Annotated in this window: 21 protein-coding genes; 5 read left to right on the top strand and 16 right to left on the bottom strand. The window is 65.9% G+C overall.

What is annotated here, in order from left to right; genetic code table 11:
* Positions 1-85 precede the first annotated feature (85 nt).
* Positions 86-1237 carry a GGDEF domain-containing protein gene (locus QRM95_RS04065; RefSeq protein WP_285246559.1) on the top strand — a complete coding sequence of 384 codons (1152 nt, stop codon included), beginning with the start codon at positions 86-88 and terminating at the stop codon, positions 1235-1237.
* Positions 1238-1261: 24 nt separating this feature from the next.
* Here QRM95_RS04065 and QRM95_RS04070 read toward each other — a convergent pair whose 3' ends face one another.
* The 7 genes from QRM95_RS04070 to QRM95_RS04100 are packed head-to-tail and all read right to left on the bottom strand — an operon-like array spanning position 1262 to position 8488.
* Positions 1262-2377, bottom strand: a complete 1116-nt coding sequence (locus QRM95_RS04070) for a Gfo/Idh/MocA family protein (RefSeq protein WP_285246560.1) — start codon at positions 2375-2377, stop codon at positions 1262-1264.
* Positions 2362-3060 (bottom strand): ThuA domain-containing protein, encoded by a 699-nt coding sequence (locus QRM95_RS04075; protein WP_285246561.1) that lies wholly within the window; start codon positions 3058-3060, stop codon positions 2362-2364. Before QRM95_RS04075 ends, QRM95_RS04070 begins: the two co-directional genes overlap by 16 nt.
* Positions 3061-3109: 49 nt before the next feature.
* Positions 3110-4114, bottom strand: a complete 1005-nt coding sequence (locus tag QRM95_RS04080) for a sugar phosphate isomerase/epimerase family protein (RefSeq protein ID WP_285246562.1) — start codon at positions 4112-4114, stop codon at positions 3110-3112.
* Positions 4115-4149: 35 nt separating this feature from the next.
* Positions 4150-5340 carry a Gfo/Idh/MocA family protein gene (locus tag QRM95_RS04085; protein ID WP_285246563.1) on the bottom strand — a complete coding sequence of 397 codons (1191 nt, stop codon included), beginning with the start codon at positions 5338-5340 and terminating at the stop codon, positions 4150-4152.
* Positions 5341-5354: 14 nt separating this feature from the next.
* Entirely contained in the window at positions 5355-6260 is a 906-nt protein-coding gene (locus QRM95_RS04090) for a carbohydrate ABC transporter permease (protein ID WP_285246564.1), read from the bottom strand.
* Positions 6260-7162: a carbohydrate ABC transporter permease gene (locus QRM95_RS04095; protein WP_285246565.1), complete on the bottom strand. Its 903-nt coding sequence runs from the start codon at positions 7160-7162 to the stop codon at positions 6260-6262. The genes QRM95_RS04090 and QRM95_RS04095 overlap by 1 nt, the downstream gene beginning before the upstream one ends.
* Positions 7163-7168: 6 nt before the next feature.
* Positions 7169-8488, bottom strand: coding sequence for an extracellular solute-binding protein (locus QRM95_RS04100; protein ID WP_285246566.1), 1320 nt, complete (start codon positions 8486-8488; stop codon positions 7169-7171).
* 295 nt (positions 8489-8783) lie between these two features.
* On the opposite strand from QRM95_RS04100, the gene QRM95_RS04105 reads away from it, so the two are divergent.
* Positions 8784-9824: a LacI family DNA-binding transcriptional regulator gene (locus QRM95_RS04105; protein WP_285246567.1), complete on the top strand. Its 1041-nt coding sequence runs from the start codon at positions 8784-8786 to the stop codon at positions 9822-9824.
* A gap of 99 nt (positions 9825-9923) precedes the next feature.
* Here QRM95_RS04105 and QRM95_RS04110 read toward each other — a convergent pair whose 3' ends face one another.
* From QRM95_RS04110 to QRM95_RS04135, 6 genes are all read right to left on the bottom strand, one after another.
* Positions 9924-10784, bottom strand: a complete 861-nt coding sequence (locus tag QRM95_RS04110; protein WP_285246568.1) for a phosphogluconate dehydrogenase C-terminal domain-containing protein — start codon at positions 10782-10784, stop codon at positions 9924-9926.
* Position 10785: 1 nt separating this feature from the next.
* Positions 10786-11586 (bottom strand): sugar phosphate isomerase/epimerase family protein, encoded by an 801-nt coding sequence (locus QRM95_RS04115; protein ID WP_285246569.1) that lies wholly within the window; start codon positions 11584-11586, stop codon positions 10786-10788.
* Positions 11583-12395 (bottom strand): triose-phosphate isomerase family protein, encoded by an 813-nt coding sequence (locus QRM95_RS04120; RefSeq protein WP_285246570.1) that lies wholly within the window; start codon positions 12393-12395, stop codon positions 11583-11585. Before QRM95_RS04120 ends, QRM95_RS04115 begins: the two co-directional genes overlap by 4 nt.
* Complete coding sequence (locus QRM95_RS04125) at positions 12379-12849, bottom strand: ribose-5-phosphate isomerase (RefSeq protein ID WP_018763365.1); 471 nt, start codon at positions 12847-12849, stop codon at positions 12379-12381. The genes QRM95_RS04120 and QRM95_RS04125 overlap by 17 nt, the downstream gene beginning before the upstream one ends.
* Entirely contained in the window at positions 12846-14588 is a 1743-nt protein-coding gene (locus QRM95_RS04130) for a dihydroxyacetone kinase family protein (RefSeq protein WP_285246571.1), read from the bottom strand. Before QRM95_RS04130 ends, QRM95_RS04125 begins: the two co-directional genes overlap by 4 nt.
* Positions 14589-14686: 98 nt before the next feature.
* The gene (locus tag QRM95_RS04135; protein ID WP_133831404.1) at positions 14687-16051 is read right to left on the bottom strand and encodes an MFS transporter; all 1365 of its coding nucleotides are present in this window, start codon (positions 16049-16051) and stop codon (positions 14687-14689) included.
* 228 nt (positions 16052-16279) lie between these two features.
* On the opposite strand from QRM95_RS04135, the gene QRM95_RS04140 reads away from it, so the two are divergent.
* Positions 16280-17023, top strand: coding sequence for a FadR/GntR family transcriptional regulator (locus tag QRM95_RS04140; protein ID WP_285246572.1), 744 nt, complete (start codon positions 16280-16282; stop codon positions 17021-17023).
* Between the two features lie 9 nt (positions 17024-17032).
* Here QRM95_RS04140 and QRM95_RS04145 read toward each other — a convergent pair whose 3' ends face one another.
* A complete protein-coding gene (locus tag QRM95_RS04145; protein WP_018763361.1) occupies positions 17033-17437 on the bottom strand; it encodes a DUF1003 domain-containing protein in 405 nt (134 codons plus the stop codon).
* A gap of 48 nt (positions 17438-17485) precedes the next feature.
* Positions 17486-18985, bottom strand: coding sequence for a SulP family inorganic anion transporter (locus QRM95_RS04150; protein WP_285246573.1), 1500 nt, complete (start codon positions 18983-18985; stop codon positions 17486-17488).
* Positions 18986-19169: 184 nt separating this feature from the next.
* Here QRM95_RS04150 and QRM95_RS04155 point away from each other — a divergent pair, with 184 nt between their 5' ends.
* Together QRM95_RS04155 and mptB are read left to right on the top strand one after the other, a co-directional pair.
* Complete coding sequence (locus QRM95_RS04155; protein ID WP_018763353.1) at positions 19170-19592, top strand: MerR family transcriptional regulator; 423 nt, start codon at positions 19170-19172, stop codon at positions 19590-19592.
* A gap of 86 nt (positions 19593-19678) precedes the next feature.
* The gene (gene mptB, locus QRM95_RS04160) at positions 19679-21295 is read left to right on the top strand and encodes a polyprenol phosphomannose-dependent alpha 1,6 mannosyltransferase MptB (RefSeq protein WP_285246574.1); all 1617 of its coding nucleotides are present in this window, start codon (positions 19679-19681) and stop codon (positions 21293-21295) included.
* Here the strand turns inward: mptB and QRM95_RS04165 are convergent.
* Positions 21292-22548 carry a glycosyltransferase 87 family protein gene (locus QRM95_RS04165; protein WP_285246575.1) on the bottom strand — a complete coding sequence of 419 codons (1257 nt, stop codon included), beginning with the start codon at positions 22546-22548 and terminating at the stop codon, positions 21292-21294. The genes mptB and QRM95_RS04165 overlap by 4 nt on opposite strands.
* Between the last annotated feature and the right edge of the window lie 5 nt (positions 22549-22553).

The raw sequence follows: 22553 nt of genomic DNA on the forward strand, positions 1-22553 counted from the left end.
TCATGGTGCGGGTTCTTCTGCCAGGCGCAACGGGGTGTGATACTTGCTGCGGCAGCATTCGGGCTTTTGGGGGGACTTCCTGGATATGGTTCTGGACACCGCAACCCTGCGGATCGCGTTTGGCCTAATGGCCCTGGCGCTGGTGGTCCTCTTCTACTTTTCCGCTTACCGGGTGACGCGCTCGCCATACAGCGGCTGGTGGTGCGTTGCGCTGGTGTTTTTCCTGGCGGGGTCGGGCTGCTTCCTGCTGAACGGCACCCCCCACCAGGTCTGGGCCAACCCCTTGGGGAACACAGTGCTGGTGTACGGTGCGGTGGCGGTCTGGGCCGGGGCACGTTCCCTGCGGACGGCGCCGCCGCCGAAGTGGGCCTTCACGGGCATTCCCCTGATCACGCTGGTTGCCTCCGTGCTGGACCACCCGGCCACCAACACGTGGTCCGGCGGCGCCGTGTTCCTCGCCGCCATGAGCGCCACCATCGGGCTGGCATCCCATGAGCTGTGGCGCCTGGAACCCGGCTACTCGAGGGTCCGCATTCCCATGGCCGTGGCTGCGGGAGGGCTTTCGGTCTTCTACTTGTTCCGGTGGGTGGCCTTCCTCCTCGACGGCCAGGACGGTCCGGTGTTCGTCACGGTCTTCGGTTCCGCCGTGACCACCCTGGTGACCATGGTGCTGCTGGTGGTGGTCTCCTTCAGCATGGCTGCACTGAGCAGTGAACAGCAGACGCGTGCCCTCCGCGTGGTGGCCACCCGCGATGACCTCACCGGGCTCCTGAACCGCAAGGCGTTCCTGGACCTTGCCGCCGAGCAGCTCGCCGACCGCGCCATCACCGGCGGGTCCGGGGCGTTGATCCTTGCCGACCTGGACCATTTCAAGACGGTCAACGACACTTACGGGCACGCTGCCGGCGACTTCGCCCTGAAGGCGTTCGCTGACGCCTGCGTGGCCACCGTGCGTTCCACAGACCTGACCGGGAGGTACGGCGGGGAGGAGTTCGTGATCCTGGTTCCAGGGGCCAGCGCCGAGCGGGGGGAGGCAATCGCAGAAGAAATCAGCAGGCGGCTCGCCGATGCCGCCGCGCCGGGCGCGCTGGAGCTGCCCACGGCCAGTTACGGGATTTCCGTTTACGACGCCGGCACCTCCAGCGTGGACCGCCTCATCGCTTCGGCCGATGCCGCCCTCTACCGGGCCAAGTCGCTGGGCAGGAACCGCGCCGCCCGCAGCGACGAGATGCTGTAGGACGGCGCGGCTCCGGACAACCGGTCAGTGCGGCTGCAGGGCGTCCGCCTGGCCGGCAAGAAGCGTCAGGGCCACGGCTTCCGGCCGGTCGACGGTGCTCTGGATGGCCACCGCGGCGCCCTTGCGGGCCGACTCGAGGATGGATTCCATGACTTCCAGGACGTGGTAGGCAAGGGCACCTCCCGCCCGAGGTTCCTTGTCCGGCGGGGTGGCAGCGAGGTCGGCGATGCCGTAACCGCGCCCGGATTCGATGTATCCGGCGGAGGCCGGGAGGGTCTCCCAGTCCTCGGCACCGAGGGCAAAAACCTTGACGTCGCCATCAAAGTGGTTGGGATCCGGTACCACCAGCGATCCGCGTTCGCCATGGACCTCGATGTTGGGGCTCTTGGTTTTTACGGCGTCGAAGCTCATGAACAGTGTGGAAAGTGCACCGGAGGCGTGGACCAGGACGCCCGTGACGTGGGAGTCGATGTTCACGGCTACCTTCTCGCCCTGCCGCGGTCCGGACCCGATGGTTCGCTGGTTCCGGGTATGGCTGGCGGCACCCACCACGGACACCACCGGTCCCAGCAGCGTCACCAGGGCCGTCACGTAGTAGGGCCCCATGTCCAGGAGGGGCCCGCCGCCGGGCTGGTAGTAGAAGTCCGGGTTCGGGTGCCAGCGTTCGTGCCCGGGAGTCGCCATGGTGGCGGTGGCCGAGATGGGTGCGCCGATCAGCCCGTCGTCGATCGCCTTCCGCGCGGTCTGGATTCCAGTGCCCAGGACGGTGTCGGGAGCACAGCCGACGGCGACGCCGGCCTCGCGTGCCGCGTCCAGCACCTGGCGCGCCTCCCCAGTCGTGGCGGCAAGGGGTTTCTCGCCGTAGACGCTCTTGCCGGCGGCAATGGCTTTCAGGGCTATTTCCGCATGCGCGGCGGGGATGGTCAGGTTCAGGACAAGTTCGACGTCGTCCGCGGCGAGGAGTTCGTCCACTGAGATGGCGCGGACGCCGTCGTAGCCATCAGCAACGGCCTGCGCACGCGCCGGATCGAGGTCCGCGACGGCGACCAGCCGGATGCCATCCAACCGGCGGAAAGTGGTGAGGTACTGGGCGATGATGGCTCCGCAGCCAATAATCCCCACGGTCAACGGCTTGCCCACAGCAGGCCCCTTTCGATGATGGTTCGTACGTTCCGGTCCTGCAGGATTTCCACCCGGTGCCCGGGGGTGCAGACGAAGATCCGGCCTTGTCCCCATTGGCGGGTCCAGATGGCCGGGGAGGTGACTTCCCTGGTCCAGGGGTCCCACTCGCGGACTTTTTGGGTGGTGGTGGCCAGGACATCGATGTAGTCGTCCGAGAGGACCCAGTACTGCTCGGTCTCCAGGTCGAAGTCCTGGATGCCCCGGGTGATGGGGTGTTCGGCGGCCGCAGGCAGCATATTGACGGTATAGGGCACATAGTTGTCCGACTGCTCGCCGATGCACTCATCCGGGTGCTTGCCCGGGTGGCAGGCGAACTGGCCGCCGATCATGTGCAGGTAGTCGGAGGTGTTCCGGTAGGAATCGGCGATTCCACCGTGCCAGCCGGCCAGGCCCGTGCCGTTCTCCACGGCGGCCCGCAGTCCGGCGAACTCGTCCTTTTCGATGGTGGACATGGTCATGCACTGCATGATCAGGTCCACCCCGGCCATATAGGCGGCGTCTGCGTAGACCTTGGGGGATTCCTCCACCCGGACGTCGTATCCGTGGTCTTTGAGATAGGGAATGAAGAGCTCGGTGGCCTCATAGGGCTGGTGTCCGTCCCAGCCGCCGCGGACCACCAGTGCATTCTTGCGTTCTGTCATGGAATTTCCTTTGTTTGGCTACCGGCTTTGCAGGCCGGACAAGCATTGGTCAGCGGCTGGCGAAGGCGGCGTCGAAAGCGGCAGCGGGCGGGGCGATGCGGCCCAGTTCCTGGACCATGGCAAGCGCCTGCGGGGCGCCCACGAGGCGGTCCATTCCGGCATCCTCCCATTCGATGCTGGTGGGACCCCCGTAGCCAATGGCATTCAGGGTCCGGAAGATCCGGTTCCACTGCACGTCACCGTGTCCTGCCGTGACGAAGTCCCAGCCCCGGCGCGGGTCCGCCCAGGCGAGGTGCGAACCCAGCCGGCCGTTGCGGCCATCCAGCTGCCGGACGGATTCCTTCACATGCACATGGAAGATCCTGTCCGCGAAGTCCTGCAGGAACATCACGGGGTCCAGGTCCTGCCAGATGAAGTGGGAGGGATCGAAGTTCAGGCCGAAATTCTCCCTGTGCCCGATTGCTTCAAGGGTCCGTTTCGCGGTCCAGTAGTCGTAGGCGATCTCGGACGGGTGGACCTCCAGGGCAAACCTGACTCCCACGTCGTCGAAGACGTCCAGGATGGGGTTCCACCGGTCCGCGAAGTCCTGGTAGCCGGCGTCGATCATTGCCTGCGTGGCGGGCGGGAACATGGCGACGGCCTTCCAGATGGAGGAACCGGTGAACCCCGTCACGGTCTTGACGCCAAGCCGTGCGGCCGCCCGCGCGGTGTCCTTCATGGCTTCCGCTGCCCGGCGGCGTACCCCTTCAGGCTCGCCGTTGCCCCAGACTTCCGCCGACAGGATGCCTTGGTGGCGCTCATCGATGGGGTCGTCGCAGACGGCCTGGCCGGTCAGGTGGTTGGCGATGGCGAACACCTGGAGGTTGTTATTTTCGAGGATGTCCAGCCGGCCCTGGAGGTAGTTGTCGTCCTCCGCTGCCCGGCGGGGGTCCAGGTGGTCGCCCCAGCAGGCGATTTCCAGCCCGTCAAAGCCCCACTCGCCGGCAAGCCGGGCCACTTCCTCGAAGGGCAGATCGGCCCATTGGCCGGTGAACAGCGTGATTGGTCGTGTCATTGGGTGGTCCTTGGGTTCTTGGAGCTGTGGATCGCTCAGACTTTTTGCCATTGGCTCGAATTCGCGGCGCTGGACTCCACGGCGGCGAGGACCCGCTGTACCTGCAGGGCATCCGCGAAGGACGGTTCAGGCTGCCGGCCCTCGCCGATGGCGGTGACAAGGTCCACCACCTGATGGGTGAAGCCGTGTTCGTATCCGAGGCCGTGACCGGTGGGCCACCAGTTTCCGACGTACGGGTGCTCGGGCTCGGTGACGAAGATCCGGCGGAATCCTGCATCGGGCGATTCGGCCGCGTCGTAGAAGGAGAGGACGTTCATGTCCTCGAAGTCAAAGGCGAGGGACCCCTTGGTGCCGTTCACCTCCAGCCGCATGGCGTTCTTCCGGCCCAGGGCGTACCGGGTTGCTTCAAAGACGCCGATCGCGCCTCCGGAGGCGCCGCCGTCGAACCTTGCGCTGAAGATGGCCGCATCATCGACGGTGACCCTCCCGCGCGGGGCCTCGCTGCTGACGTCGCCGTGGCCGCCCAGGCCCACCAGGTCCCCGGCGAGCGGGCGTTCCGGGACGAAGGTTTCCAGCAGCGCCGAAACGCCGCCGATGTTTTGTCCCGTGACCCATTGGGCGGCATCGATGCTGTGCGCTCCGATGTCGCCCAGGGACCCGGACCCGGACTTGGCCTTGTCCAGCCGCCAGGTCATGGGGGCGTTGGCGTCCGAAAGCCAGTCCTGCAGGTATTGGGCCCGGACGTGCCGGATGTCGCCGATCCGTCCCTGCTCCACAAACCGCCTGGCCAGTGCCAGGGCCGGGGTGCGGCGGTAACTGAAGCCGCACATGGAGAGGACGCCGTGCTTGGCGGCGGTCTCCGCGGCCAGGGTCATCCGTTCGGCTTCTTCCACAGAGTTGGCCAGCGGCTTTTCGCACAGCACGTGCTTGCCTGCTTCGAGGGCCGCGATGGCGATCTCCGCATGGGTGTTGCCGGGCGTGCAGATATCGATGAGGTCGATGTCGTCGCGTTCGATCAGGCGGCGCCAGTCAGTCTCCACCGACTCCCAGCCCAGCTTGTCTGCGGCCGCCTGGACGCCGTCGGCATTCCGCCCGGCCACTGCGGTGAGCCGTGGCTGCAGCGGCAGGTCGAAGAACCGTGGCGCGGTGCGCCAGGCGTGGGAGTGGGCGGCACCCATGAAGGCGTAGCCCACCATGCCCACGCGGAGGGGTTTGGCGGTGCTCATGGCATCGGTCCTTTCTACTTGCTGAAGCCGGCGGTCAGGCCGCTGAGCAGCTGCCGGCGGACGATGACGTACACCACGAGGAGTGGAAGGGTGGCCAGCACGACGGAGGCGAGAATGGCGGGGATGTTCACGCTGAACTCGCCTTGGAAGGTCCACAGCGACAGGGGCAGCACCCTGGTGGCGGGACTCTGCGTCAGGATCAGCGGGAAGAGGAAGCCATTCCAGACGTGGAGGGCGTTGTAGATGCCCACCGTAATGACGGCGGGCTTGGTCATGGGAAGCGCAAGCCGCCACATCATGGCCCAGTCCGAGCAACCGTCCAGGCGCATCGACTCAAACAGCTCATTGGGGACGTCCCGCATGAAGTTGGACAGGATGAGGACGCTGACCGGGATGGCAAAGGCCACGGACGGCAGGATCAGCGCCAGCAACGTGTCGTACATGTGGGCCTTGGTGATCATCCAGTAGATGGGGATGATCGTGGCGTGCAGCGGGATGGCCAGGCCCAGGAGGAAAAGGTTGTTCGTCAGGCTCAGGAACTTTCCCCGTCCGCGGACGATGGCATACGCGGCCATGAAGGAGACCAGCAGCGCCGGCAGCACCGTGCCCAGCGTGACGATCAGGCTGTTGGTGAAGTACCTGGCGAAGTTGTTGTCCAGCACCAGCTTGTAGTTATCCAGCGTAGGTTCCGTTGCCGGCAGCATCGGGTTGGACGTGAAGAACCCCGCCTGGTTCTTGAAGCTGGTGATCACCACGTAATAGATGGGCACGATGATGACGGCGAGCCAAAGCCAGCCGCCCAAGCCGCCCAGGAGGTTTGGCCGCATCCGGCCCGGCCCCTTTGGCCGGACAGCCGTTTTTTCCGCGATGGTTCCGGTGGCCGGCGACGGGGGAATCGGGAGTTGTGTCGTGGACGCCATCAGGCACCTTCCAATTGGCTCGCGTTGCGGTTCTTTCCGCCGAGGCGCTGGAGCAGGAGCGCCAGTCCCAAGCCGATGACGATCAGCATGACGCCGAGGGCGCTCGCCGCGCCCATGTCATTGGCCTTGAAGCCCGTGAGGTACATATGCAGCGGAAGGAGCCGGGTGCTGTAGCCCGGTCCGCCGCCGGTCAGCACGAAGATCAGGTCGAAGTAGGCCAGGCTGCCCACCACCATCAGGGTGGAGGAGGTGATGATGGTGTATTTCAGCTGAGGCAGGGTGATGTTCCAGAACTGGCGGAACCGGCCCGCGCCGTCGATTTCGGCTGCCTCATAGAGCGAGGCCGGGATCTGGCGAACGCCGCCTTGGTAGATCAGTGTGTGGAACGGGACAAACTGCCAGGCAATGACGAAGACCACCACGAAGAGGACCAGATCCGAGTTGCCAAGCCAGTCCTGGGCGAGGATGGGCAGGTTGAATCCGGGGCCAAGGCCGAAGTTGGGATCGAGCAGGGCTTTGAAGGCGATGGCAACTGCCGCTGACGACAGCAGCAACGGCAGGAAATAGAGGACGGCGAGGGCCGCCCGGTACTTCTGGCCGCCAGCGGTGAAGACCCCCAGCAGCAGGCTGACGGGAGCCTGGACGATGAACGAGAAGAACATGACCTTGGCAGTCACGACCAGCGCGTTGCCCGTTACCGGATCGGTCAGTACCGTCGTCCAGCTGGCCAGGCCCTGCAGCTTGATCTCGCCCAGTCCGTTCCAGCTTGTGAAGCTGAGGAAGACAACGCCGATCAGTGGGATGACGGCGAAGGCGAGGAAGAAGACCAGCGCCGGGACCGCGAGCCACCCCGAGGGGCCCGAGTCACGGACCCCCCGGTTGGTAGAACCAAGAACCGCCATGGCCGCTTACTTTCCTATCGTGGCGTTCATGGTGCTGATGAACTGGTCCGGGCTGATCTTCTGCAGGAAGATCTGGTCCAGGTTCGACAGCATGGCGTCTCCCTGGGCCGGGCTGAGCGCCTGGTCCCAGGAGAGCGTGAAGCTGGGGGCGTTCTTGGCCAGGCCATAGACGAAGGTCAGGAAATCCTTGTCCGGCGAGGCGGCCAGCTTGTCTTCAATTCCCTTGACCACCGGCACAGCGCCGGAACTGATGAGGGCGTCGGTATTCGCATCGGTGAACATGCCGTCCTTGACATAGTCCAAGGCGGCCTTCTTCTGGGCGTCAGTCGCCTTGGCTGAAATGGACCAGAAGTTGGAGGGATTTCCGACGACGTTCGCCGGGTCTCCCTTGCCGCCGGAGACGGTGGGGAAGGTGGTGTAGCCAAGCTTCCCGCTCTTGACGAAGTCAGCGGCGTCCTTCTTCATGCCCTGGTAGATCCAGCCGCCCTGCAGGATCATGGCTGCCTTGCCCGTGTACATAAGGGCCTGGTCCGCGTTGCTGTCGGCAGCCACCGAAGAGAAGCCGTTGATGAACCCGCCGGCACCGGCCAGCTCCTGGATCTTCGTGAGCGCTTCCTTCACGGCAGGATCAGACCAGGCACCAGGCTTGTTGGCGGCGATATTGGCGAAGACTTCAGGGCCGCCGATGCGCTCCACGAGGTACTCGAGCCACATAAGGTCCGGCCACTTCGATTGGCCGCCCAGGGAGAAGGGAGCGATGCCGCCCTGCTTGAACTTCGGCACCAGGGCCATCAAGTCGTCCCAGGTCTTGGGTGGCTGGGCGCCGACCTTGTCGAAGACGTCTTTGTTGAAGTAGAGGACGACCGGCTGGACGTTGTTGTTCGGCAACGCGTAGGTCTTGCCGTTTACTTCACCGTTTTTAAGCACCGATGGAAGGTAGCGGTCCTTGACCTGCGGGTTGTCCTTGACGAACGTGGACAGGTCATCCACCTGACCGGCATCGACGTATGATTTCAGCACGCCGCCGCCCCAGCCGTAGACGAACGTGGGTCCTTCGCCGGCGCCGATGGCCGTGCGGACCTTCGTCTTATACGCGTCGTTGGCGAAGAAATCGAGCTTGATCGACTTGTCCGGATTTGCCTGGTTCCAATCGTCCACCGATTTCTGCAGCACAGGCTGGTTGCCGCCGGTCAGGCCCCACATGCTGGCCGAGTCGCTGCTGACGCTGGAACCAGCCGGTCCTGAAGAACCGCAGGCGGCGAGGCTGACTGCCAGTCCTGCCGCAGTGATTGCCACGGCTGCCGAACGCAACTTTCGAAATGTCATGTCGTTTCCGTTCATCCTCCGGGCTCAACGCTGGGTCCCGGTAACGTATGAAGCAGGCATTTGCCTCGGCTCCGAGGCGGATCACCCACATCGATTCGGTTAATGGTCGCACCGACGATAGCTCGAAATATTTCGAAAACTTGCGGCCAGTTGTCAAAATGTATCGGTGAGCCGCATCACAGTCAAGGGCCACACGCAGCCTCTTTTTGCATTCTTACGGGGACTTCATTGACCCCTCGGGTTATTGGGTGCAAGATTGCCGTAGTCGAAATGTTTCGAAGGATGGGATGGTCCCTTGGTAAGGACTGAGCGCACGCAAAAGGCGACTCTGGCGGCAGTTGCCCTGCAGGCAGGGGTTTCGACTCCCACGGTTTCGAAGGTGGTCAACGGCCGTGAGGACGTGGCACCGGAGACCCGGGCACGGATCCTCCGGGCCCTTGAACAAGCCGGATACCAGTCGCCGGTGCAGCGGCGTACCGCCACCAGGGCAGGCACGGTGATCGAAGTGGTGGTGGATGTCCTCACGTCCGCCTATACCTCCGAGGTCCTGGCGGGAGTACTGAACTTCGCCGCAGCCGAGGACGTCGAAGTCATGCTGAGCGTTACGGGCCCCACGGCACCTTCCGCCCAAAGCGCCGAACGCCGGGCCCAGCGCATGGTCGACGAAGGCAGGGCGGGAATGATCGTGGTGACCTCGGCCTTCAGCGAGGCGCAGCTGCATGCCTTCCGGCGGCGCCACATTCCCGTCGTCGTCATCGATCCGCTCAATCCGCCGCCGGCGGACGTGGTCAGCATCGGTGCCACGAACTGGGCCGGGGGGAAGGCCGCCACCGAGCACCTCCTGGACCTGGGCCACCGGCGCATTGCCTACATCGGCGGAATCGAGCGGGCGGAGTGCAACCAGGCCCGATTGCACGGCTACATGGCGGCCTTGACGGCCCACGGGGTGCCCGTGGACCCCCAATACATCGTCGCCGGCGGCAGGTTCCGCCGGGACAGCGGAGTTGCCGGCCTGAAGGCACTGCTCCGCCTCGAAAACCGACCCACGGCCATCTTCGCCGGAAGCGACAGCATTGCCCTGGGGGTTCTGGCCGAAGCTGCACACCACGGCCTCCGGGTCCCGGGGGACATCAGCCTCATCGGGTTCGACGGCACCATCCAGGGTGAAGAGTCCGTGCCGGCGTTGACGTCCGTGGCCCAACCGCTGGAGGAGATGGGCCGGGCTGCCCTGAGGTCGCTGTTGCGGCAAGCACGCGGTGAGGTCCTGGATTCGCACCGCGTGGAACTGGCCACGCAGGTGATCGTCCGGGAATCCACTGCACCTCCCGCGGACTGACGGCAAGCCCGGGGCCTGGCCGGTCCAGGATTTAAACGACGGGCGGCCGCCCACCCGGCCGAAAAGACCGGGGTGGCAGCCGCCGTGTGGGTGGGATTCCTAGCGTTTGACGGCTTCGAGCTTGAGCATCTTGGCGATCACGCCGTCGAGTTCGGAGTCGTCGAAGATCTTTTTCCAGTCGTCCTTGATGATGGTGTCCTTGCCGTACTGGATGGCGATTTCGCAGGCTTCCGAGAACGGATTGGACCCGCGCAGGGCGTTGGTCAGGGCGATCTGGACGTGGCCGAACAGCATGGCCTTCGCCGCCGCCTCCGGCACGCCGGCCGTGTGGACGGTCTCGTGCAGCGCCTCGTTGAGCAGCGTGCCGATCATGCAGGCCACGGTTTCCACCAGGGTGGGCTCCAGGATGGCGAGCTGCTTGACGGTGACCCAGTGCACGTCGATGACCGGCGCGTAGATGGTGCGGATGACGGCTTCCGCGGAGTCGCGGGTGGCTGCCGGCGCGTCGTCGTCGATGGCGGCGACGACGTTCTGCGGGGCGCCCTCGCCGCCGAAGGTGTCTGCCCATTCCTCCTTGGTGGTGCGCTCCAGGAACACCGACGGGTGGCACGGGTGCGCGACTGCCTGGACGACGTCGGCGCGCTTGGCCAGCAGGCCCGCGTACGCAGCGGCGGGGTCAAGGGTGAGCAGGATGGCGCCGGCCTTCATCTGCGGCACCACACCCTCGGAGACGATGCCCAGGACGGTGTCCGGGACGGCGAGGATCACCACGTCGGCGCCCTTGACGGCGTCGTCTGTGGCGGTGATCTGGCGGCCTTCCGCCTGGACGCGTTCCTGGCCGGCGGGGGAGTTCTCGCTGTAGAAGACGGTGTGGCCGGACTTCTGGAGGTTGCGGGAAACGCGCATCCCCATCTTGCCTCCGGCTCCGATGACGGCGACGGTCAAAGTTTCTGCTGACATTTCACTTGCTCCTTAGGAATTCGATGCTGTGCCGGGTCCACTGGTTTTCGAGCCGGATGGTGTCCGCCTCGGTGTCCTGCCAGGGCAGCCAGTGTTCGACGATCTGGTTGATGTTTCTTTCGTGCGGCCGGATTTTTTCGACCATGTACGCGTAGTCGAGCAGGCCTTCGCCAAGCGGCGCGCCGGAGTAGGTGAAACCCACCCATCCGTCCTTGCGGCTGAAGGCAAAGTCCTTGATGTGCATGTTCAGGACGTAGGGGGCGACGGCGTCAATCACCTCGCGGGGCATTTCCAGCGCTGCCACGGTGTTGGCGGGGTCGCTGCAGATCCCCAGGTACGGGCTGTCCACGCCGCGGATCACGTCCAGGATGCGGGCGGTGGGGACCTGTTCGTAGGTTTCCACCGCGATCTTCACGCCGGCGTCTTCGAATTCCGGCAGCACGCCCTTGAAGATCGCCACCGCTTCCTCGGTGGTGGGGCTGTGGCCGGGGGCGTTGAACATGGTGCGCAGCAGCGGCGAGCCGAGGATGCCGGCGATGTGCAGGAACCTTCGCAGGTGGTCCGGTCGGATGCCCTTGGTGCCCAGCTCCAGGGAGATTCCCAGCCTGTCCGCGGTGTCCCGCACGGCTCGGAGTTCCGTGTCAGCCATGGCTTCCAGGGGTGCGTAGTCGCAAACCTGGAACAGGTCCACGCCCAGTTCCGCGGTCCGCTCCAGGACATCATGAAGGCTCAGCGGCTGGGAGACCTTGGCCGAAAGCTGCCAGAAGAAGGCGTAACTGCTCAGCCCAATCCGTGAGGTCATGCCGGCACCGCCATCGTTTGCAGCCGCGCCGCGGCTTCGTCAAGGACGGCCTTCAGTGCTGTGGGGTCATGGGCGAAGCGGCCCAGGAACAGGCCGGCGACGGCGGGACCGAGTTGGGTGATCAGGCCCGGCCCGGCGCTGCCGCCATAGATGACGCGGCTGTCTTCCTGCCCCGGGAGGCTGCGCAGGTGCTCGTCCAGGCCCGAAATGACGGCGTTGATATACCCGGGCGTGGCCGGCTCCGGAGCGCCGATGGCCCACTGCGGCTCGTATGCCACGATGGTCCTGGCGGCCGCTGCCAGCGATGACGCGCGTTTGAGGATGCCATCGATTTCCGCCGTGCACTGGGCAATGGCTTCCTCAACGGATCCGCGGTGCAGTTCCCCGACGCACAGGACGGGGGTCAGGCCGTTGCGGTAGGCCGCGGCGGTCTTCAGTCCGATCACGCGCTGGTCCTCGTCAAAGATCCGGCGGCGTTCAGCGTGGCCCACCTCGGCGTACCGGCCGCCGAGTTCAGCTACTGTTTTGCCGCCGACTTCGCCGGTGAACGCGCCTTCGTCTTCCCAGAAGATGTCCTGCGCTCCGGTGGCAGCACTTGCCGGACCGAGGATTCGTGCCGCTTCCGGGAGTGCCGGAAGGATGGGCAGGACGAAGAGTTCGATGTCGCCGCTTTGCACCGCGGGGTGGGCGAAGGCGAGGGATGCGACGTCGCGGCAGTAGTCCACGGAGCGGGCGTAGCCGAAGTACATCTTCAGGCTGACGCCGATGATGGCCGTGGGTCCGGTGCGGGGCTTAGCAGGAAGTGACACCTTCGTAGTCCTTAATCAGGGAAACTTTCTCTGCCGAGGCGGAGGTTTCGTCGAAGGTGTAGGTGAGCCATTCCCTGGCGAGGCGCCGGGCGAGTTCCAGTCCGACGACGCGCTGGCCGAAGGTCAGGACCTGGGCATTGTTGCTCAGCACGGACCGTTCAACCGAGAAGGAGTCGTGGGCGGTCACCGCGCGGACCCCGGGGACCTTGTTCGCTGCGATGGCGACGCCGAGTCCGGTTCCGCAGACCAGTAGTGCGCGGTCGGCCTGTCCTGCGGCGATGAGTTCCGCTGCCGCGATGGCGACGGAGGGATAAGGGGTGTGGCTGGTGGCGTCCACCCCGACGTCGGTGACGGACTCGACCAGGTCGGAGGCCTCGAGGTCGGCCTTGAGGGCTTCCTTGTAGTCGAAACCGGCGTCGTCGGCTCCGATGACCAGGCGCAGTTTGGCGCTCATGCGTTCTCCTTGATGGTGGTGTTCCGGCTGAGGGTGTTGTGGATGGCCCGCACGATCAGGGCCATGGAGACGGCGCCCGCGTCCGGGGTGCCGAGGCTCTTCTCCGCGTGCGGACGTGCCCGGCCCATCAGCGGCAGCAGGTTGGCGGTGTCCTCGGCGGCCTGCTGCGCGGCGGTGGCGGCAGCGTCCCAGGCTCCGGACAGCGGCTTGCCGCTGTCCACGCCGGCGGTGAGGGCATCCCGGAAGGGAACCAGCACGTCCACCAGCGTCTTGTCGCCCAGCTTGGCCTTGCCGAAGTCCATGATGGCTGCGGCGGCGCCGGCTACTCCGGTGGCGACAGCACCGGCGTCGGGAGCTTTGTCATCGCCCACAGCGTCACCGACGGCGCGCAGGGCCATGCCCCACAGGGCGCCGGAGGTGCCGCCGGCCTTGTCCGCCCAGGCGTCTGCGGCGAAGTAGAGGGTGGTGGCAGCCCCAGCGCCGCGGGCGACGGCGTCTGCCGCGGCCTTCACGGCGGCCCCGACGCCCCGCTCCATGCCGATGCCGTGGTCGCCGTCGCCGGCGACCGCATCGATGCGGCCCAGTTCGCCTGCGTTGGCGTCCACCACGTCCTTGGCCGCGCCGAGCGCTGCGAGGACACGGACGGCCCCGGCACGGGACGCGGGAGTCGCCTCCGGAATGGGAAGTTCGACGTCGACCACCTCGTCGACGGTCTCTTCCAGCGCTTCGGCCGTGACGGCACCGCGGCGGAAGGCCGGGGCGTCGGCGGGGGCGTTCCAGAGGGCTTCGAGTTCGTCGTCGAGCCAGAAGAGCGTCAGGGACGTGCCGGCCATGTCTAAGCTGGTGACCAGCTCGCCCACCTGCGGATCCACTGCCTGCAGGCCGGCCTCGGCGAGGAGTTGCGCCACGCGGCGGTAGACCACGAACAGCTCCTCGTACTTCACGCTGCCCAAGCCGTTCAGGATGGGGACCACGCGTGCACCCTTGGGGTCCACGCCCTCCGGCACCTCGGTCAAGAGCTTGGCGACGAGGAGTCCGGCGAGCTCATCCGCCGTCGGAATCGCCGTTTCGTCGATGCCCGGCTCTCCGTGGATGCCCATGCCGACGGCCATCCGACCCTCGGGGACAGAGAACAGGGGCCGGGTGGCTCCCGGCAGGGTGCAGCCGCTGAAGGCCACCCCGAAGGAACGGGTGCGGTGGTTGGCGCGTTCGGCGATTTCCATCACCGCGTCCATTCCGTAGCGTGCTTCCGCGGCGGCGGCCGCCACCTTGAATACGGTCAGGTCCCCGGCAATGCCGCGGCGCTTGGTGTGCTCTTCGATCGGGGCGGAAGAGACGTCGTCGGTGACGGCGATGCTGCGGCAATCGATGCCTTCCCTGCGCAGCTTCTCCCTGGCCTGGGTGAAGTGCAGGACGTCGCCGGCGTAGTTGCCGTAGCCCAAGAGCACCCCGGCGCCGTTGTTGGCCGCCTTGGCCACGTTGTAAATCTGTTGTGCCGACGGCGACGCGAACAGGTTGCCCATCGCTGCGCCGTGCGCCAGGCCCTGGCCCACCAGGCCCGCGAATGCCGGATAGTGGCCGGAGCCCCCGCCGATCACCAGTGCCACCGTGTCCGGGGTGCTCTTGGTGCTGCGGACCACGCCTCCCGAAACGCGTCTGACCCAGCGTCCGTGGGAGGCGACGAAGCCCTCGATCATTTCGTCAGCGAAGGCTGAAGGTTCGTTGAAGAGGCGGGTCATGGGAAAGCTCCTGGGCCTAACGGGGGGGGGGGGGGACGATCTGGTTCGGGGGGGTGGTGCGGGGGCATCCGCGGATGAGGCGGATGCCCCCGGGCCTGCTACGGTTCGGCGTGCTGTGCGGCGCCGGCGGGGTCCAGTGCCTCAGTGCGGACGCCCTCGCTGGCACGGCCGGAACGGCTGAGGGCCACCATCAGGACGGCGGACAGGAGCATGAACCCGCCCACGACGAACATCGGCACGGTGTAGTCGCCTGTCCAGTCCTTGAGCCAGCCGGTGATGTAGCCGGCGCTGAAGCCTGCCAGGTTGCCCACGGTGTTGATCAGGGCGATGCCGGCTGCCGCTGCCGCACCGGTCAGGAACTGAGTGGGAACCGTCCAGAAGTTGGGGAGTGCCGCGAAGATGGCCATGGCCGTGATGGTGATGACGGCGATGGTGGCTGCCGGGCTTCCCGCAAAGAGTGCCAGCGGGATGCTCAGTCCACCCACCAGTGCCGGAACCGCAATGTGCCAGGTCTTGACGCCGCGCTTGGTGGCGTCCTTTGACCAGAAGTAGAGGGCGAAGGCTGCCGGCAGATACGGGATGGCAGTGATCAGGCCCTTCTGGAGGACGTCAAACTTGGTGCCGTAAATGCCTTCGAAGCCGGAGATGATGGTGGGCAGGAAGAAGCCGAGTGCGTACAGGCCGTAGATGAAGCCGAAGTAGATCAGGGAGAGCATCCAGACGCGGCCGTTGCCGAACACGGTGCGGACGCTGACGTGCTTGTTGCCGGCGGCCGTTTCGTTCTTTTCCTTTTCCAGGGCACCCGTCAGCCAGGTCTTTTCCTCGGCGGAGAGCCACTTGGCCTTCGCGGGGGAATCGGCCAGGTAGAACCAGGAAATGATGCCGATCAGGATGGCGGGAATGGCCACGCCGAGGAACATGACGCGCCAGCCTTCAAGGCCGAAGAGGCCGTGCTGCTGGATCAGGAGGCCTGCCAGCGGGGCGCCGACCACGGTGGTCAGCGGCTGGGCCAGGTAGAACAGGGCCAGGATCTTGCTGCGGTGACGTGCGGGAACCCAGAGGCTCAGGAAGAGGATGGCGCCGGGGAAGAAGCCGGCCTCGGCCACGCCCAGGATGAAGCGCAGGATGTAGAGCTGTTCAACGTTGGCCACCCAGGTGAACAGCAGGGAGACGATGCCCCAGCTGACCATGATGCGGGCCAGCCAGCGGCGGGCGCCGAACTTGTGGAGGGCCAGGTTGGAGGGGACTTCAAGCAGGATGTAGCCGATGAAGAAGACGCCCGAGGCGAAACCGAACTGGGCGGCGTTGAGCGCCAGGTCCTTGTTCATGCCGTTGGGGCCGGCAAAAGAGATGGCGGTGCGGTCGAGGTAGTTGATGAAGAACATCAGTGCGACGAACGGGACAAGCCGGATCGCCACTTTCCTGATTGCGGATTTTTCGACCACCGATTGTGTGGTGTCCACATTGACTCCTAGATGTTGGTGCCCCGGCCGCATCCGTCACTGGAGGCGTGGGGTTGTCTCATATATGCGCGGACTGGGAGGCGCCGCGGTGCGTGAAGCTGTGAGTTCCACCATAGGACCGAAACGCAAATTGGTCAACCGGTTGACTAGTTATTGTTTCTGGATGGCGGCGGTCATGTGGACGCCGCGCGCGGCGGGGCGTGGTCAACCAGTTGTTACGCTTGGGTGGTGTCCGTAGAATCCGCCGCCTCGACGGCCAAGATCAGCGCCGCCCTGGGTTCTCTGGGGCAGGGTTCAGTGGTGTCGGAAGTGGCCGAGCGCCTGCTGGCTTTCTTTACGAGCGGTGACATTGCACCGGGAACCAGGCTCCCTGCCGAGCGCACGCTGGCTGCCTCCCTTGGCGTGGGCCGGTCAGCGGTGCGGGAGGCCCTCGCTGCGCTGGAAATCCTGGGCATTGTGGTGGTCCGGCCGGGGTCCGGCACCTATCTTCGGGACGGCGTCTCGGAGCTTCTGCCCCGCACCCTGAGCTGGGGCATGATGCTGGGCGCCCCACGCACGCGCGAGCTCGTGGAGCTGCGCAGCGGACTGGAAGTACAGGCTGCCCAGCTGGCCGCGGAGCGCATTACGGATGAAGCGCTGGCACGGATGCGCGACAATCTGGACACCATGGCCCGCACCCTGGATGACCTCGGCGCCTTCGTCGAGGCGGACGCAGCCTTCCACCGCGAAATCGCTGCGGCTTCAGGCAACCAGGTCCTCCAGGAGCTCCTGCAAAGTATCCGCTCGCTGCTGCGGATCTGGGTGGACCGCGCCCTCACTGATGAGGGCCATGCTGCGGCCGCCCTCAAGGAGCATGCCATGATCCACGAAGCCCTGGCGGCCCGTGACGCAGACGCCGTGACCGCCACCATGCGCTCCCACATGCAGACAGCGTCCCGGCGCCTGCTGGCAGGCTACGACGCCGCCCAGTAGGGCACCGGCCTACCGGGCAGCCGCCTTCTTCAATTCCTGCAGGATTTCCAGCTGAACCCGGTTCATGGAGATCAGCAGCTCGATCTCCTTCTTCGCCTCGACATTGGTGTCGTAGTCGTGTTGGGCCATGGCGGCGGCAATGGCGTCCTGCCGCTTGGCGGCGATGAGCAAAATGGCGCCCTGCAGTCCGGCGAGCATGGAAAGCAAAAGGTTCAGCAGGATGTAGGGATACGGATCCCAGGCGTTGGCGGCCAGTGCCACGGTATTGATGGCGGCCCAAATGAGCATGAAGCCGATGAAGCTGCCAACGAAGGGCCAGCTTCCCATCCCGTTGCGCATGATGTCAGCGGCACGCTGTCCCTTGCTCAGGGAAGCTTTGTGTTTCTCGTGCCAGGTCTTTTGTTGGAGGCTCATGGCTCAGGGTAGACCCACGACGCCACGCCCCAGGCAGGACCGGGCTGGTCAGGCGCCCAAATGCCCCGTGAGGCGGCGGTGGAACCCGGTGCTGCGCTCGTCCAGGCCTTCGATGGCCACTTCGGCGCCATGATCGGCGTACTTCGTCTCGATCGAGTCCAGGGCGGCAACCGTTGAAGCGTCCCAGATTTGGGCCCGGCTGAGGTCGATGGTCACGGAAGCGGGGTCGTCGGCGTAGGCGAAGTGCTCCACGAGGTCATTGCTGCTGCCGAAGAACAACGGCCCCACCACCTCGTAGCGGACACTCCCGCCGTCGACCGCCAAGGTCCGCTCAACCGTGATGACGTGGGCCACGCGGCGCGCGAACAGCACCATGGCGAGGATCACGCCCACCAGGACCCCATAGGCAAGGTTCCCGGTCAAGACCACGACGGCGACCGTGACACCCATGACGAGCGTCTCGGGGACCGGCATCCGCTTCAGGGTGGACGGTTTGACGCTGTGCCAGTCCACGGTGGTCACGGCAACCACCATCATCACGGCCGCCAGTGCCACCATGGGGATCTGTCCCATGATCGAACTGAGCCCCGTCACCAGGGCCAAAAGGAAGATCCCCGCCACGAACGTCGAGATGCGGGTGCGGGCCTGGCCGGTCTTCACGTTGAGGACGGTCTGGCCGATCATGGCGCAGCCGGCGATCCCGCCATAGAGGCCGGCGAAGATGTTCGAGACGCCCAGGGCCCAGGACTCGCGGCCCTTGTGCGACGGGGTGTCCGTGATGTCGTCGACGAGCTTGGCCGTGAGCAGGGTTTCCATGAGGCCGACGAACGCCACGCTCAGCGCGGTGGGCAGAACCAGTTGGAATGTCTCCAAGGTCAGCGGAAACAGGAACGGGGTGATCCCGGGCATCTTGCCGGTGAGCGGGCCCTCGTCCGCGACGTTTGGAACAGCGAGGCCCGCGATAATGGCGATGGCGGTGACGACGACGATCGCCACCAGCGGCGACGGGACCGCCTTGGTGAAGCGCGGCAGGATGAAGATGATCGCGAACGTCAGGGCGAACAGGACGTAGGCGAGCCAGGGGACATTGAGGACGTGCGGCACCTGTGCCATGAAGATCAGCACGCCCAGGGCGTTGACGAAGCCGATCATCACCGAACGCGGGATGAACCGCATCAGCCGGGCCAGTCCGGCCAGTCCGAAGACGATCTGGATGACGCCGGCGAGGAGCACCGTGGGCAGGACATACTCGACGCCGTGCTCGTGGACCAGCGGTGCGATCACCAAGGCTACGGAGCCCGCCGCCGCCGTCACCACGCCCGGACGGCCGCCGAGGACCGACATGGTCAGGGCCAGTACGATGGAGGCCACCAGGCTGACCATCGGATCGACACCGGCGACGATCGAAAACGAAATGACTTCAGGGACCAGCGCAAGGGTGGTCACCATGCCGGCAAGGACCTCGCGGGAAAGCTGCCGCGGGGAGCGCAGCGCGGTCAGGACCGTGACCGGCTTCCGAAGAAGGCGGGGATTGTCGGCGACGGACAAGGGGCGGCTCCAGGGACGTGGGCCCTCAAGCGAGGGTGGGTGGTTAACGTTTTGCGCGCCACGGTGCGCGCGGGTCCAGCCCGGTCATGGAAGACAATGGGGATGGAGAGAGAATGCGCCGGGAACGCTCGGCTGCATCTGCAACACTACCCTAACGTGAGGGTTGAGCCGGGTTGGTGACGTGATGGTGAACGAAATGACCGCTGAAGAAGTGGTGGCCACGATGCATATCGGGGAGCTGGCCGACCGTTCCCAGATGTCGTTACGGACCATCCGCCACTACGACGAGGTTGGGCTGCTCAAACCATCGGGGCGCACCGAAGGCGGGTTCCGCCTGTACACCGAGCGAGACTTCACGCGCCTGCTCCTGATCCGCCGGATGAAGCCACTCGGGTTCACGCTTGAGGCCATGTCCGGCCTCTTGCGGGTCATCGACGCGCTGGAGGCGGCCGAACCGGGCGTGGAGGACGCAAGTGTCAGGTCCGAACTGAACGAATTCATCGAGGAGGCTGCCCGGCGCCGGGCCAAGCTGGAGGAACAACTTGGCATGGCCGACGAATTCCTTGCGCTGCTTCGTGCCCGGCAGGATGGCCCGGGGCAGCAATAAGCATGGCTGATAAAATGGCCGGGTTGCAGGGCGGCCCTGAAGCTGTTTGAGCCAGGGCCGTAACAAGGTAGGGGACCACACACATCATGACGGCAGGCGGGTCACACCTCAGGACATCGGACAGCCGGCCGGGCGAACCGGCCGATGCTTCCGTGCCCGCCAAGGGCCGCGCCTACCTGGCAACCATTGAAGGTTTCATCGGCGCGCTGATGATGTTCGTCGGTTCGATCGGCACGGGCTGGATTGCCAACGGCTCGCCCATGATCCGCCAGCCCGTGGTGATCGCGCTCCGCACCGAGGGGTGGGGAGTGGCGGTCTCCACCGTCCTGTTGACCGCCGGGGCCATGCTGCTGATGCGCTCCTGGCTCCGGCTGGGCCAGCGGCTGGGGGACTGGGGCCATTCGTCGCTGCGGTCCGTGGTGGTGGCCGTCTCCGCTTGGTCGTTGCCCTTGCTGTTCTGTGTCCCGGTCTTCTCCCGCGACGTCTACGCCTACACGGGCCAGGGCCGGCTGGTGATGGAAGGCCAAAACCCGTACGAGGTTGGCATCTCCACCCTCAACAACTGGTTCGCGCTTGGCGCCGACCCCGCCTGGGCGGAAAACCGGACACCCTACGGCCCCTACTTCCTGTGGCTGGCGCGCGGGGTGGTGGGACTGACCGGCGCCCAACCGGACGCATCCGTCCTGCTGTTCCGCCTGCTGGCCGGCGTCGGCGTGCTGCTCTGCGTCATCTACGTGCCCAAGCTCGCCGAGCTGCACGGCATCAACGGGGCGCGCGCACTCTGGGTCTCCGTGGCCAACCCGCTGTTCCTCATCAGCTTCATCGCCAGCGCGCACAACGACGCGCTCATGGTGGGGCTCGCCGTCGCCGGCGTGTACCTGGCCGCCACCCGCCGGTACCTCCTGGGCATCCTCCTGGTGACCGCCTCGATCGGCATCAAGCCCATCACGGTGCTGCTGCTGCCCTTCATCGGCCTCATGTGGGCCGGCCCGGGGGCCACCTGGCCGCGGAAGTTCCTCATGTGGGCGGCCACGGCGGGCATCAGTTTTGGCGTCCTGGCCCTCAGCGGCATCCCGTTCAACCTGGGTATCGGCTGGACCTGGGCCATCATGGACCCCACCCCCGGCTATACGGGCTATTCCCCCTCCGGCTTCCTGGGCCAGCAGGTGGAGATGCTGGCCAACGCCCTGGGCCTGCCGGGCGGAACCCTGGCCACCCTGCTGCGGACCGGCATGAAGTGGGCGGCAATCGGGCTGGTCCTGCTGCTGATGTTCCGCGGCGACTACTCGCGGGCGGTGCGCCGGATGGCGCTGGCTTTCACCGCCGTCGTAATGCTTTCCCCCATCATCCAGCCGTGGTACATCCTGTGGTTCCTGCCGTTCCTGGCCGTCACCGGCATCCGGGACGACTGGCAGATCCGCTCGCTGTACGTGGGCGTGACGTTCTTCGTGGTGTTCGGCGCCCAGGACCAGCTTTCGGTCTGGTCCTTCGTGGAGCTGCCCATCGACGCCTCGTCCCTGGCGTTCTTCACCGCCCTGGCCTTCACGTTCTACCTGCTGGTCCTGGATGTCCACACCCGGAAACTGCTGATCGAAGGCCGGCCGCTGGATGTGGCGCGGCGGGCGTGGGCGTGGGCACTGGAACGCCGGGCTGCGCGACGGGCTGAAGCCCGCGCCGCCGTCGACCGCTCCGAGGCGCCCTAGGCTCCTGCCGGTACCTGCGCGGTGGTTTTCCGGCCCAGCTCCGCGGTGCGCTTCACCGACCACCACAGCAGCACCACCAGGAGAACGTTGCGGGTGGTGAGGATGGCCGCCATGACCGGGTGGGCGTGGATGAGCGGCGTGTAGAACAGCGGGTAGATCACGAACGTGGTCATGGCGATGCCCATCAGCAACGCTGCCGGGACCTTCCAGCGCTCCCAGTCGTGGGTGAGGCCGGCGATGATCACCGGCGCCAGCCAGATGATGAACTGCGGGGAGCCCACCTTGTTGAAGACGATGAACGCGGTGACCATCATCAGGGCACCCTCGAGGAACAGTTCTTCCCGCTCGGCGCCGCGCCGGAGGGCACGCACCAGCAGGATGGCTGCGGTGACGGCCGCGAGGACCAGCAGCGGCTGCATCAGGAACGCCGCGGTACTGGCTCCCGGGCCGTAGACCTCGGTGGAGTTGATGGCGGTATTGTCGGCCATTTTCGAGCCGGCAATCTGGAACACGCTCAGCCACACCCAGGGGGTGGAGAACGTGGCTTCGAGCTGCATGCCGCGCTCGCCCTGGTTGGTGAGGAAGTCCATGATGTGCGGCAGGCCGCCGGTCAGCCAGGTTCCCAGGCCGACGACGGCGGTCACGGCGGCGCCGGCGAGCACCACCTGGACGCGCTTGTGGCTGGCGATCACGATAGGCACCAGCACGGCTGCGGGCCACACCTTGATCCAGGTGGCGATGCTGAGCAGGACGCCTGCCACCACGGGCCGTTCCGCCACATAGAGCAGCGCGATCAGGACGATCGGGGCGGTGATCCCTTCCACCCGGGCAAAGCTGAGGTACCCCATGAAGACCGTGAAGAACAGCCACCACCAGGCCGGGGCAACGCCGGTGACGGTCCGCGGTCCGCGGGTCAGGTAGAGCAGTCCGACGGCGTTCAGCGCCGTGATGATCAGGAACCAGACCAGCAGGTAGGGGCCGGGCCCGGCGATGTTGGCAAGGAAGATGGGGATCTGCGCCAGCACCGGGTAGACCCAGGGGCTGATCTTCCCGGTCAGGTCCGCCGGGTTGTAGCCGGCCATGGCCCACTGCCGGTACTGCTCGGTGTCGCTGAACGTATTGCCGTTCAGGAAGAAGGACGCCATCCAGCCCAGGAAATACACGTGCACGACGGCGAAGCCCCACCAGACGCTGGACGGGCGGGCGAACCAGTCCACCACAGCGGCCGGGAGGACTTTGCTGCGGACCGTCACCAGGC

It is taken from the genome of Pseudarthrobacter sp. efr-133-R2A-89, from assembly GCF_030209315.1.
In the GTDB taxonomy this organism is placed as follows: Bacteria; Actinomycetota; Actinomycetes; order Actinomycetales; family Micrococcaceae; genus Arthrobacter.